A 13134-nucleotide genomic window follows, 5' to 3' on the forward strand; every position below is an offset into this window, starting at 1 on the left:
TTTTTTGAACTGATGAATCAGAAGGGAGCGATGCCCTATGACAGAGGAATACAGCACAAGGCCGGACGGCCAGCGTCTGGTGGAGTCCATCGCCCGCCACTTTGAGGGCCAGGGTGTGGAGCTTTCAGAGCTGATCCGGGCGGGCAATGAGGGTCTGGCCAAGGCCGAGGAAAAATTCAGCGACAGAGAAGACAGCTTTGCCAACTGGGCCGGCTGGTGGATTCGCCAGGCCATCACCATATATATTGCCAAGCAGAACGGCAAGTCCCGCCCTGAGGGATAAAGCTGTATGGTCCTGGGGAAATTGACCAGGACATTCCAAGATAAGAGACATAGAAAGGAAGCGGAATGCCATGGCAGATGAAAAGAACATGAACGCGGGGTCTTTTGACCAGGACTCGGTGATGATCTACATCGACCCCAAAGTCATGAGCAGCCTGAACGACATGGCGGAGAAGAAGCAGGAGGACCTGAAGGCGCTCCAGGACGCCGCCGAGGACGGAGATCTGGACGCTCAGTACCGTCTGGGCCGCAGCTACTACTACGGCGAGGACGGCGCCCCCAAGGATGACAAGCAGGCCTTCTACTGGTTCAGCCGTGGCGCTGAAGGGGATAGTATCTCCGCCCAGTACTATCTGGGGCTGTGCTATATCCGGGGGATCGGCACTGAGAAGGACGAGACCAGAGCGGTGGCGCTGTTTACCGAAACGGCAGAGCAGGGCTATCCTCCCGCCATTACCGAGCTGGGCCTGTGCTACGAGCTGGGCCACGGCGTGGAGATGGACAAGGGCCGGGCGGCGGAGCTCTACCAGGAGGCCGCCGACATGGACTACGCCCCTGCCCAGTGCAACCTGGGGTATTTCTACTACCAGGGAATCTATTTTGAGGAGAACAATGACGAGGCCGCCGTTCTCTTCGCCAAAGCCGCCCAGCAGGGCTATCCCCGGGCCCAGGTGCTGATGGGTGAGTGCTTTGAAAATGGCTACGGCGTGGAGAAGGACCTGACTAAGGCGGTGGAGCTCTATCGGGCCGCCTACGAGCAGCACTACCCCGACGGGGCCTGTGCGCTGGGTCTGTGTTACGAGACGGGCATTGGCGTGGAGGAGGACCGGGCCCGGGCGGTGGAGCTGTACCGGGAGGCTGCCGAGCAGGACTATCCCCCCGCTATGTGCAACCTGGGCTTCTGCTACTACATCGGCATTGGGACGGAGGAGAATCCCCGGCTGGCGGTGGAGTGGTTCACCAAGGCCGCCGAGCGGAAGTTCCCTCGGGCCATGTTCCTGCTGGGGGAATGCTACGACCGGGGCTGGGGCGTGGAACAGAACTACGACCGGGCGGTGAAGCTGTACCAGAGCGCGGTGGACAAGGACTACACCTCCGCCATGTGCTCTTTGGGCCTGTGCTACGAGCTGGGTCAGGGGGTTGAGCAGGACCAGGCCAAGGCGGTGGCGCTGTACCGCCGGGCGGCGGAGCGGGGAATGCCTCGGGCCCAGTGCAATCTGGGCTTCTGCTACTACCAGGGTATCGGCGTGGAGGAGGACAACGACCAGGCCATCCTCTGGTTTACCAGGGCCGCCGGCCAGGATTATCCCCGGGCTATCCACCTGCTGGCGGAGTGCTATGAGTACGGCTACGGTACGGACAAGGATATCAGCAAGGCAGTGGAGCTGTACACCAAGGCCAGTGAGATGGGCTATCCCTCTGCCACCTGTTCTCTGGGCCTGTGCTACGAGCTGGGCAGCGGCGTGGAGGAGGACCCGGTCAAGGCGGTAGAGCTTTATCGCCAGGCCGCAGACAAGGGGGACATCCGGGCCCAGTGCAACCTGGGCTTCTGCTACTACCAGGGCATCGGCGTGGAGGAGGACAACGACCAGGCGGTCCTCTGGTTCTCCAGGGCCGCTGAGGAGGGCTATCCCCGGGCCATGCAGCTGCTGGGCGAGTGTTACGACAATGGCTACGGTGTGGAGCAGGACGCACAGAAGGCGGCCCAGCTCTACCAGCAGGCCAGCGACAAGGGCAACGTCCCCGCCATCTGCGCCCTGGGCCTGTGCTACGAGCTGGGCCGGGGGATGCCGGAGGACAAGCATAAGGCCCGGGAGCTCTACCTCAAGGCCGCTCAGCGGGGCTACCCCCGGGCTCAGTGCAACCTGGGCTTCTTCTATTACCAGGGCATCGGCGTGGAGGAGGACAACGAGGAGGCGGTAAAGTGGTTTGCCAAGGCCGCCCAGCGGAACTACCCCCGGGCCATGCAGCTGCTGGGTGAGTGCTACGAAAACGGCTACGGCGTGGAAAAGGATCTGGCCAAGGCGGTGGAGCTGTATACCGCGGCCCACCAGCAGGGCTTCGCCCCCGCCACCTGCGCCCTGGGCGTGTGCTATGAGTACGGCGATGGGGTTGAGCGGGACATGAAAAAGGCGGCGGAGCTCTACCTCCAGGCTGCCCAGCGGGGCTATGTCCGCGCCCAGTGCAATCTGGGCTACTGCTACTACCGGGGCATCGGCGTGGAGGAGAACGACCAGGAGGCGGCCAAGTGGTTCGCTGCCGCTGCACAGCGGGAGTATCCCCGGGCTATGCAGCTGCTGGGCGAGTGTTATGAAAATGGCTACGGCGTGGAGCGGGACGTGAGCAAGGCGGTAGAGCTGTACCAAAAGGCCCACAGTCAGGACTATCCCCCTGCCACCTGTTCCCTGGGCCTGTGCTACGAGCTGGGCCGCGGAGTTGCGGAGGACAAGCGCAGGGCGGTGGAGCTTTACCATCAGGCCGCCCAGCAGGGGCACGCCCGGGCCCAGTGCAACCTGGGCTACTGCTACTACCAGGGTATCGGCGTGGAGGAGGACAACGACCAGGCCTTCAAGTGGTTCAAGGCGGCGGCGGACCAGGACTACCCCCGGGCCATCGACCTGTTGGGGGAGTGCTATGAAAACGGCTACGGCGTGCCCGAGGACCCGCGCAAGGCGGTGTCCTGCTATCTGAAGGCCCACAAGCTGGGCAGCGCCTCCGCCACTTGCTCTCTGGGCCTGTGCTATGAGCTGGGCACGGGGGTCACAGAGGATAAGACGATGGCGGTAAAGTTTTACCGTGAGGCGGCGGAACGGGGCTACGCCCCCGCCCAGTGCAACCTGGGCTACTGCTGCTACGAGGGCATTGGAACCCAGACCGACTATGAAGAGGCAGCCAAGTGGTTCGCCAAGGCCGCCCAGCGGGAACACCCCCGCAGTCTGTGTATGCTGGGCCTGTGCTATGAGCTGGGCCGGGGCGTGGCGGAGGACAAAGAGAGAGCGGTAGAGCTCTACCGCCAGGCCGCTGAAAAGGGCAATGTCACCGCCCAATGCAACCTGGGCTACTGCTACTACACCGGGATCGGCGTCGAGGAGGACGATGGCGAGGCAGCTAAGTGGTTTGCAAAGGCCGCCGGCCAGGGACAGCCCCGGGCCCTGTTCCTGCTGGGCGAGTGCTACGAGGAGGGCCATGGCGTTGGCCGGGATCTTAAACAGGCCCGCTCTCTGTATCAAAAGGCAGCGGACAAGGGCTACCGAAGCGCCAAGGAGGCCCTGGAGCGGCTGGACAGCGCACCAAAATCCAGCCCCTCCTCCAGCTATACCTACATCCCCCCTGCCTCCGGTACCCAGCCCAAAAAGCCGGAGGTCAAGGAGAAAGCCAAGGAGAAGCCCAAGCGGGGCGGCCTGTTCGGCTTTTTCAAAAAATGACATACCTCTCCCCCTTCCTCGGAAGGGGGATTTTTTTGCAGAAAAAACTGAGCCCGCAGAACGGACTCAGTTCTCTGTTTTATATGGAGAAAATCAGGATTCAATCCCCCGGGAGATCAGGTACTTCTTGACCATCAGCGCCACCTTAAAGGTGATGGCGTCGTCAAACTCCCGCAGATCCAGGCCGGTGAGCTTCTTGATCTTCTCCAGCCGGTACACCAGGGTATTGCGGTGGACAAAGAGCTTCCGGGCGGTCTCGGATACGTTCAGGTTGTTCTCAAAGAACTTGTTGATGGTGAGCAGCGTCTCCTGGTCCAAGGCGTCGATGGGACTCTTCTTAAAGACCTCCTGAAGGAACATCTGGCACAGGATGGTGGGGAGCTGGTAAATCAGGCGGCCAATGCCCAAGTTTTCATAGTTGATGACCGTCTTCTCTGTGTCGAAGACCTTGCCCACATCAATGGCCACCCCAGCCTCCTTATAGGCCCGGGCCAGGTCGCGGATGTGGGGGACAATGGTGCCGATGCCGATTACCACCTTCACACCCAGCTCCTGGGTCACGGCGGCGACAATCTGCTTGGCGATCTTGCCCAGCTCCTTGGAGTCGGCCCCCTCAGGCAGCTGCTTAATGAGGGCCACGTCGGTCTCGTTGATGGAGATGACGAAATCGGACTGCTTGTCCGGGAAGAGACTCTGAATCACGTCGATCACAGAGACATCTGCGGGGCCCAGCTGGCGCACCAGGAAGGCGGCGCGGGGCACCTCGGAGACAAAGTGGAGCTCTTTAGCCTGGGTGTATACGTCACCCAGAAGGATATTGTCGGAAATAATGTTTTTTACAAAGGTGGCCTTGTCGTGCTTCTCCTCATAATAGGTCTTGGCCCCATTGAAGGCAACCACCGCCATAGCGCACAGGGAGGCGGCCATTTCATCCTCTCCCTTGACAAAGGCGGCGTAGTCGAACTGGGCGCCCCAGCCCGCCAGAGGCTTAAAGGTCCTGCCCTCATAGCGGGCAATCCCGTTATCCGCCCCGTTGATGGCGGACACAACACCGGACCAGTGCTCGCCAATGCAGGTGAGTTCACTGCAGGCGACCACGATTCCCTCCGAGTCTACCACACCTATTGTGCGGCTGATATTGTCCTTCATTTGGAGTACGACACCCTGGAACATCCTGCTGGACACAGCGATCCCTCCTACATTCTCTTTGGGTTTGCTCCTCTATTATACCGTCTGACCCCCTTGTTTGGCAAGGGTTTTTTTCTATTTTTTTGTTCAGTTTGCCCAAAGATTTAGGTAGTTGTGCCTAACTGGGCCAGTTCAGACCGTTCTCTGGGGGTCAAAAAGCGCCATTTTCCGGGTTTCAAGTCCTCATCCAGCGTCAAAGGCCCCATTCTCTGCCGGTGGAGGACGGTTACTGGCTTACCGCAGGCGGCCAGCATCCGCTTCACCTGGTGGTACTTCCCCTCCCGCAGAGTCACCAGACACTCTGAGCCTTCCCCCAGCGGTTCCAGTCCGGCGGGCAGACAGTGCAGACCGTCCCCCAGCACCATTCCTTCGGCCAGCGCGCGGACGTCCTCCTGGTTCAGGATACCGTCAACCCTTGCCCAATACACCTTGTCCACGTGCTTCCGGGGGGAGAGCAGCCGGTGGGCGAGAGGGCCGTCGTCGGTGAGCAGGAGGAGGCCGGTGGTGTCCTTGTCCAGCCGTCCCACCGGGAACAGACCCCGGCGGCGCAGCTCAGAGGGCAGCAGATCCAGCACCGTGGGCTGCCGGGCGTCCTCTGTGGCGGAAAGCAGGCCCGCCGGCTTGTGGAGCATGATGTAGATGAAGGGGGAACAGTCCACCGGCTGTCCGTCCACCCAGACAGCGGCAAGCCCGGGGTCAAATTTGTCCTCCGGACGGGCGGCAGGTGCGCCGTCTACCAGGACCCTGCCCTGCCGGATCAGCTCCTTGACCTCCTTCCGGCTCCATCTTCCGGTGGAGGAGAGCAGCTTATCAATCCGCTCCAACCCGTCTGCACCGCCTTTCTCGCCCTTAATATTCCGCCTGAGCTCTTTCCGTATTCTGGACCTCCCTGCCGGAGGCAGGACATATTCCCTGTCCAAGCCGCATACTGTAGAGAGAGAAAATTCCAGGGAAGGAGAAATGTGCTGTGTTGATTATGACCGCAAAGGTGCCTAAACGAAAGCTGACCTGGGGCGTGGCGGCTGCTGCTCTGCTGTGCTGCTGCGCCATTGCCCTGAACTTCGGCCAGGCCGTCCGGGAGGTCTCCGCCTCCACTGTCCCCAATCCCAAGGGGGTCAAGTCCAACCAGGACCGGGTGGAATACCTGTCCGCTTACGGCTGGCAGGTGTCCCAGGAGCCCATTGCAACCCAGGAGCTGCTGATTCCGGAGGAGATGGACGACAGCTATTCTGAGTATCTGGCCCTCCAGGCGGAACAGGGCTTTCAGCTGGAAAAATATGCCGGAAAACGGGTAAAGCGGTACACCTATGAGGTGCTCAACTACCCCAGCGGTGAGGCGGGGGTCCAGGCCAACCTGCTCATCTGCAAGAACACTGTAGTGGGCGGCGAGGTCCTCTCTCCCCGGCTGGACGGATTTCTCCATGGTCTGACCATGCCTTGAAGGCCCAAGGGGGAGGGAGCGCAAATGGCCTAGGCGTTCCCTACCGCTCCGAAATATGTACGTTCAGATGGTTGTAGGTCATCTCCACTCCGTGGCGGGCAAAGGACTCCCGTACATCCTCCATCAGGGCGTAATACACGTCCCAGTAGTCACTGGAGGAGGTCCAAAGACGGGCCAGATACTCAATGCTGCTGGCCTGGTACTCCGACACATAGACCGCCGGGGCGGGGTCGGCCAGCACCTGGGGAAACTTTGCGATGCTCTCCTGGAGGGCTGCCCGCACCTGAGCGGTGGGAGCGTCGTAAGAGGCGGTAAATTTCAGGTCCATCCGCCGCTTTCCCAGTACATTGTAATTGATGATCTTAGCGGCGGACAGCTGGCTGTTGGGGATAAAAATTTCTCGATTGTCCGGAGTAACAAAGGTGGTGTAGACCATATTGATGGCGGCGATGGTACCACTGATACCATCCGCCTCCACATAATCCCCCAGGGTAAAGGGCTTGGTCACCAGCAGCACCAGTCCCCCGGCCAGATTGGCCAACGTGTTTTGCAGTGCCAGCGAGACGGCCAGTCCCGCCACGCTGAGCATGGCAATGATGGAGGTGGCCTTAATGCCCAAGGTCTCCGCCAGCATCAGCCCCAGCAGCAGCCAGAGGAAGATCCGCAGAGCGGAGCTGATGTACACCTTGGCCGCATTGGCCAGCTTACTGCGCTCTACCATCCGCTCCACCATTTTGGAGAGGAAGCGGATGACCAGCCAGCCCACCAGCAGGAGCAGAAAAACCCGCAGGATGGCCCCCCATGTGATATTTTGAGCGCCCAGAGTTGCTCCCACGTCCTGAATGACATCCTCTACATTCTCCATAGCAGCTGCCTCCTTCGGGACAAAAAGGCGGCCCCAGGGGGACACGGGCCCCCATACCCCCGGCGACCGTCTTTCTCCGCCGGCTGGAAGCCGGCGTTTTATTAATAGTTCATCTGTTTGCGGCGGGACAGGTTCATGGTGCCGTCCTGCATCTGGTCCAAGCTGTCCAGACTCTTGCCGGTGCCGTAGGCTACGCAGGAGATGGCGTCGTCGGCCACATGGGTCTCAATGCCAGTGTGGGACTGGACCAGCTTGTCAAAGCCCCACAGCAGAGAGCCGCCCCCCGTCATCACAATGCCGTTGGTGGAGATATCAGCCACCAGTTCCGGCGGAGTGCGCTCCAGCACACCGTGGATGGCCTCCAGGATGGAGGAGGAGGTCTCTTCAAAGGCCTCGATCATTTCGCTGGAGGTCACATTGAATACCCGGGGCAGGCCGGTCATCAGGCAGCGGCCCTTGATCTCCATGGTGACCTCCTCGGGCCGGGGGAAGACGCAGCCGATGTTCATCTTCAGCTCCTCGGCAGTACGGTCGCCAATGAGCACATTGTGCTTGCGGCGGATATATTTCACCACCGCCTCGTCAAACTTGTCGCCTGCTACCTTGATGGAGGCGGATTCCACCACGCCGCCCAGAGAAATGACGGCAATATCCGCAGTACCGCCGCCGATGTCCACTACCATGTGGCCGTCGGGCTTGGTTATGTCGATGCCTGCGCCGATGGCGGCGGCCACGGGCTCCTCAATCAAATAGGCCCGCCGCGCCCCCGCCTGAATGCCGGCGTCCACCACGGCGCGCTCCTCTACCTCGGTGATACCGGAGGGTACGCAGATGAGCAGACGGGGCTTAAACAGGGAGAAGGAGGTCACTTTCTTCATAAATTCCTTCAGCATCCGCTCGGTCATGTCGTAATCGGAGATGACGCCCTCCCGCAGGGGACGCATAGCCACAATGTTGCCCGGAGTACGCCCCAGCATAGCCTGGGCGTCGGTACCCACCTTGAGCAGCTTTCCAGTGTTCTTGTCCATGGCTACCACGGAGGGCTCCCGCAGGACCACGCCCTTACCCTTGATATATACCAAAACCGAGGCGGTGCCCAGGTCGATGCCAATATCCTTGCTAAAAAACCCCATAATTTTCACCCTATTTATACTTTCCATATTTTATTTTCTGCCGCTCAAGGCGGTCTTATTTTCAATCCTCCTATATTATAGCCGGACTGTCCCCGCATTTCAATCATTTTTTCTATCATTTTTCCTCTTTTTTTGCAGAGGATTTTCCGTCTCGCCTGGCCTGGGCCGCAGTGAGACACCAAACCCCCTCTGCGCCGCCCATCCGCAGCAGCCCGGCACACTCGCTGAGGGTTGCTCCGGAGGTGACCACGTCATCCACCAGCACCACCCGTTTCCCGGTCAGGTCGATTCCGGGCAGCAGGGCATAGGCCCCCCTGGCGTTGGCCCGGCGGGCGCTCTCCTCCGTCAGCTCTGACTGAGCCTGGGTATCTCGCCTCTTTTCTAAAAGGGGTACCGCTGGAATGGAGCAGATACGGCCCACCTCCTCCGCCAGCAGCCGGGCCTGGTCAAAGCCCCGTTTCCGCAGCCGCTTTCTGGACAGAGGCGCCCAGCAGATCAGATCCGCCCCCTGGGGCAGATGGTCCTTCAGACACTGGGCCATCAGCAGAGCCAGCGGCTTTCCCAACGCCCGAACCCCGCTGAATTTGTACCGGTGGACTGCACCGGGCACATCGTCCCGGTAGGCCAGGGGAGAAAAACAGCTCTCAGCAAAGTCAACCCGCCGCTCTCCCGCCTTCCCCTCCAGCCAGGGCAGCCGCAGCTGACAGGCGGGGCAAAGCGGCGCTCTAGGGTCATCCAAAATTTTTTGGCAGAAGGGACATTTGGGCGGAAAAAGCAGGTCCAAAACTCGCTCACCAAGGCTCATTTCACTTCGTCCTCTGGGATGGGGCCGTCTTCCCGCTCAAATTCGCGGATACATTTTTGTATCAGATAGAGGATCTGACCGCTCATGGAACGCCCCTCATACTCTGAGATGTAAACCAGCTTTCTGTGGTGCTCCCCACTGATTGTAATCCCTAAATGCTTGTCTCGCTTCAAGACTATCACCATCCTTTCTGCAAAGTATATCTTACCCTATTTTCTTTCTGCCATCTTAATTATAACTTAAAATAAGTCGAAAAGATACTTGATATGAGTATTGCAAATGCAAAGGGCCTGCCATCTGTGTTACACAGACAGCAAGCCCTTTTCGCTGTTGGGGATTGCGCAATTTCACTTGATGTTTAGCCGACTCTGGTTTCTGACGACTCAGCTCTCCATATGCCGCCCCAGGAAAGCCGCGATGGATTGGGCCAGCTTGTATTCCACCTCGCCGCCGGTAAGTCCGTCTGTCCTGGTTCCGGCAAAGAGGACACAGCCCAGCACATCCCCCTCGGACAAAATCGGCGCGGCGGTGCTCAGGGAATACTTGTCGCTGTCGGCACACAGAGGAATTGTCTCCTCCCCTGGCTTGTACTGGTAGACCTGCCGCCCCTCCATCAGCCGCTCCATCTGAGGGGAAATGGATTTTTCTGCCAATTCCCGCCGGGGGACGCCCGCCACCGCAATACAGCTGTCCCGGTCGGTGATAACCGTCACGTGCCCTGTGGTGCGGTTCAGTGTCTCACACAGCTGTCCTGCGAAGTCCACCAGCCCGCCCATCAGAGAGTACTTGCGAAAAATTACGCCGCCGTCCTTGTCAGTGTATATCTCCAGGGGGTCGCCCTCCCGGATACGCATAGTACGGCGAATCTCCTTAGGGATCACAACACGTCCCAGGTCGTCAATCCGGCGCACGATTCCAGTTGCTTTCATATTCAAAACTCCTTTTCTCTATTGTCAGTTATGTCTCTCTGGCAAAAGATAGTATACGCAATCTTTCCCACTCAATACGAATAGCGCCTTGGAGATGTCTGGAAAGAATCCAGGTATTCTCCCAATAAGCAGCAGACCGGGGGAAAATGAGTGAATGGAAAATATCCTCGACTTGACAGGAAAGATGTGCTATACTGGATTCATTGCATAATTAGAGATATCTTGGCCGAAATGCGAAAGCTGCATAAGCTCTCTTACAAAGAAAATTGAGTGGAGGTATGACACATGAGCTACACAAAATTGAGAGTGCCCGAGCGGCGATATGATGCTTTCAGTCTGGAGGGTGCGGCGCTGACTTTTCTTCGTGACCACTGTGAGGGACTGCGTTTCAGCCCTGAAAAGACGGAGGAAGAGACGCGGACGGGAACGCTGCTGGGGACCAGTCTGAAGCAGGGGGACATCCCCTACAATCAGCAGATGGACACGGACCGGCTGTGCTTGGAGAACGCCCTGAGGCGCTTCCTGCGTTCTGGGCGGAAGGAGGACGCCTTTGACGTCTATTTCTGCTATCTGGAAATGTTTGTGGGGGACTATCAGAAGACACGGCGGATGATCGAGCTGCTCTCAGAGTTCGAGGCGAATGGCAGCGGTCTTTTGATGAAGCACCGGGACCACTACGCTCACTCGGTCTATGTCTTCGCCTTGGGCCTGGCTATTTACCAGAACAGCCCAATCTACCAGAAGGCTTATCAGGAATTCTACAGTCTGGCGGACGGCGGCCAGGCGGCCTGTCATTTCCTGCGCTTCTGGGGGCTGACGTCCCTTTTCCATGACATTGGCTACCCCTTCGAGCTGCCCTTTGAGCAGGTGGCCTCCTATTTTGAGGTCGCGGGAGAGGACCGGAAAGAGCGGCCCTTTGTGGCTTACCATGGGCTGGAGCCCTTTGTGAAGATCCCCCGCAAGGTGGTGAAACAGGTGGCTGCGCTGTGCGGCGAGGTGTACGAGACCACTGACGAGCTTTTCGCCGCCCTGTTGGCCAAGTATTTTGGAAAGAAGTACACCCTGACCCAGGCTCAAATGCTGCGGATCTTGCGGGAAAAGCCCGCCCAGCCCAACCGGTTCAACCACTTTATGGACCACGCCTATTTCAGCGCCACAGTACTCTTCAAAAAGTTGTTCTGCGAGCTGGAGTGCCCCATGGAGCGGGAGCACCTGGACGCCCTCACCGGCATCCTGACCCACAACAGCCTTTACAAATTCAGCATTGCTTATTACAAGGAGAAGGATAACACCCCCCTGGAGGCCTCCGACCACCCCCTGGCCTATATGCTCATGCTGTGCGACGAGCTTCAGTGCTGGGACCGCACCGCCTATGGGCGCAACTCCAAGAAGGAACTGCATCCCATGGACTGCCGGTTTACCTTTGAGAACAATGTTATTGAAGCGGTCTATCTCTATGATGAACGGGAGAAGAGGAAGATCGAGGCATTTGAAAATAAATACAGCGCCTGGAAGTCTTTGAAGCCTGGGGATGAGAAGTTGGAGGAATATAAGCTGTGGAAGAAACGCAAGCCGGGTCTGAAAGCCTATGCCGGAATGTACACGGAGGGCCGGACGGACGTGTGCGCATTTCAGCAGGACATTGAGCGCATCGTGGACCTGAGCGCCATCCGCCTGACGGTAAAGGCGGAGACGGCGGAGAACAAAAAGCAGCGGGCCTATCTCTCGGAAAGCAGCTTTTTGGGGCTGTATCACTTCGCCGTGGTGCTCAACGGGCGCTGGAGCAGCGGGGAGTGGAAGCAGGCCTGCGCCGAGGGCCGGGAGGAGCAGTACCTGACGGATGAGAAGAATGTGGAGCGGTTTTCCCGGGACTTCCAGTCGCTGTCGCTGGAGTATCAGCTGTCCAATATCAACCAGGCCAAGGCGTTTGCCGGATATATGCAGGAAATCAACTGCTTCTACACCGACCGCCCTGTGGACTTTGACCTGGTGGAGGGATTTTCCGAGGAGGATCTGAACAAGATCGGCCCGCTGGAGCATTGGCGCTGGCTCCAGGAGCACTACGATATGGGCTGGACCTACGGGACCCCGGAGCGGACACAGCGTGAGCTGCTCCGTCAGCACCAGGATATGATCCCTGATTTGGAGGGGACGGAGGTCACCGCAGAGCTGGCCTGGAAAAATTATGAGCGTTTGGCTCAGTTTTCCGGGGAGCAGGAGAAGGACACCGAGCCTATGGAGTGTATGCTGGCCATGCTGCGGATGTTTGACGGCCTGCGTATTTACCGGCTGAATGAACAGAAAGGAGAGCAGGCATGACACAGGAAGAGAACCTGCGGCGGCAACAGGACGAACATGTCAAGTATATCAAAAAACACCTCTGCGACAAGGACAGCAAAAAGCCCTTCGTCTTCATCAGCTATAAAAGCGACGATTGGGAGACCGTCCTTCATGAGGTCGTCTATACCCTGGTGAAGGATTACGGCCTGAACGTCTACTTTGACGGCAGCTTCGATAACCACAACTCCCTTTGGATTAAACAGTTTCCGCAGAATATGAGCAGCGGGTACTGCAAGGGCGTGCTTGCATTCCTGGACAACCGGTACGCCACCAGCTATGCCACGTTAATGGAGCTGATGTACAGCCAGACCCTGCTGGCTGGTCTCGGCGGCAGATATAGTGAAGAAAAAGGTCTGCCGGTGATTCCCGTCAATCTGGACAAGCTGACCAAGCTGAAAAGTGAGGTCGGGGAAGAGGACACCGGCTTAGGGGTCAGCTTCTACCCCGACGGGACCGAAAACACCAACGCCAAGGCGGAGGAGAATATTTTTATAACCGCCTTCGAGGAGCTGAAAGAGCGTAAAGTCCTGGGGAAAACCAAGTTCATGTACCATCCCGGCGGCCAGCTCAAAAAAAGTTTGTGCCGGGCAATGTTGTCTGATCTGCTGGCCTATTTGCAGGTCAACGAAAACTGGTATAAACCGGGCCAGTCTCTGGATTCCCTTGCCGCCTCCATTCGGGATGCCTGCGGCAATGAGGTTTTCTCTGCGTCGGCCCCACCGCCCC

The 13134-nt window shown here is 58.6% G+C and carries 11 protein-coding genes; 5 read left to right on the top strand and 6 right to left on the bottom strand.

The window, feature by feature from the left end; translation table 11 throughout:
• Window positions 1-37 precede the first annotated feature (37 nt).
• Window positions 38-283 carry a sigma factor gene (locus D1646_RS05210; RefSeq protein WP_160635444.1) on the top strand — a complete coding sequence of 82 codons (246 nt, stop codon included), beginning with the start codon at window positions 38-40 and terminating at the stop codon, window positions 281-283.
• Window positions 284-353: 70 nt separating this feature from the next.
• The gene (locus tag D1646_RS05215; RefSeq protein WP_160635445.1) at window positions 354-3707 is read left to right on the top strand and encodes a tetratricopeptide repeat protein; all 3354 of its coding nucleotides are present in this window, start codon (window positions 354-356) and stop codon (window positions 3705-3707) included.
• A gap of 93 nt (window positions 3708-3800) precedes the next feature.
• Here the strand turns inward: D1646_RS05215 and D1646_RS05220 are convergent, their stop codons facing one another.
• Window positions 3801-4892 carry a helix-turn-helix domain-containing protein gene (locus D1646_RS05220; RefSeq protein ID WP_160635446.1) on the bottom strand — a complete coding sequence of 364 codons (1092 nt, stop codon included), beginning with the start codon at window positions 4890-4892 and terminating at the stop codon, window positions 3801-3803.
• A 107-nt stretch (window positions 4893-4999) separates the two neighbouring features.
• On the bottom strand, window positions 5000-5719 hold the full coding sequence (locus tag D1646_RS05225) for a pseudouridine synthase (RefSeq protein WP_160635447.1): 720 nt from the start codon (window positions 5717-5719) through the stop codon (window positions 5000-5002).
• Window positions 5720-5871: 152 nt separating this feature from the next.
• On the opposite strand from D1646_RS05225, the gene D1646_RS05230 reads away from it, so the two are divergent.
• Window positions 5872-6336 carry a DUF4830 domain-containing protein gene (locus D1646_RS05230; protein WP_160635453.1) on the top strand — a complete coding sequence of 155 codons (465 nt, stop codon included), beginning with the start codon at window positions 5872-5874 and terminating at the stop codon, window positions 6334-6336.
• Window positions 6337-6376: 40 nt separating this feature from the next.
• Here D1646_RS05230 and D1646_RS05235 read toward each other — a convergent pair whose 3' ends face one another.
• The 4 genes from D1646_RS05235 to D1646_RS05255 form a co-directional block, all read right to left on the bottom strand.
• Complete coding sequence (locus D1646_RS05235) at window positions 6377-7201, bottom strand: mechanosensitive ion channel family protein (RefSeq protein ID WP_160635448.1); 825 nt, start codon at window positions 7199-7201, stop codon at window positions 6377-6379.
• A 101-nt stretch (window positions 7202-7302) separates the two neighbouring features.
• The gene (gene mreB / locus D1646_RS05240) at window positions 7303-8334 is read right to left on the bottom strand and encodes a rod shape-determining protein MreB (protein ID WP_160635449.1); all 1032 of its coding nucleotides are present in this window, start codon (window positions 8332-8334) and stop codon (window positions 7303-7305) included.
• Between the two features lie 115 nt (window positions 8335-8449).
• On the bottom strand, window positions 8450-9139 hold the full coding sequence (locus tag D1646_RS05245; protein ID WP_160635450.1) for a ComF family protein: 690 nt from the start codon (window positions 9137-9139) through the stop codon (window positions 8450-8452).
• Between the two features lie 383 nt (window positions 9140-9522).
• Complete coding sequence (locus tag D1646_RS05255; protein ID WP_160635452.1) at window positions 9523-10068, bottom strand: stage V sporulation T C-terminal domain-containing protein; 546 nt, start codon at window positions 10066-10068, stop codon at window positions 9523-9525.
• 285 nt (window positions 10069-10353) lie between these two features.
• On the opposite strand from D1646_RS05255, the gene D1646_RS23035 reads away from it, so the two are divergent.
• Both D1646_RS23035 and D1646_RS05265 read left to right on the top strand, forming a co-directional pair.
• Complete coding sequence (locus D1646_RS23035; protein ID WP_243154031.1) at window positions 10354-12387, top strand: hypothetical protein; 2034 nt, start codon at window positions 10354-10356, stop codon at window positions 12385-12387.
• Window positions 12384-13134 (top strand): toll/interleukin-1 receptor domain-containing protein (locus D1646_RS05265; protein WP_243154032.1); only part of this gene is annotated, 751 nt, incomplete at its 3' end. The genes D1646_RS23035 and D1646_RS05265, both read left to right, overlap by 4 nt.

The sequence above is a fragment of the Pseudoflavonifractor sp. 60 genome, assembly GCF_009911645.1.
Taxonomy (GTDB): Bacteria; Bacillota; Clostridia; order Oscillospirales; family Oscillospiraceae; genus Lawsonibacter.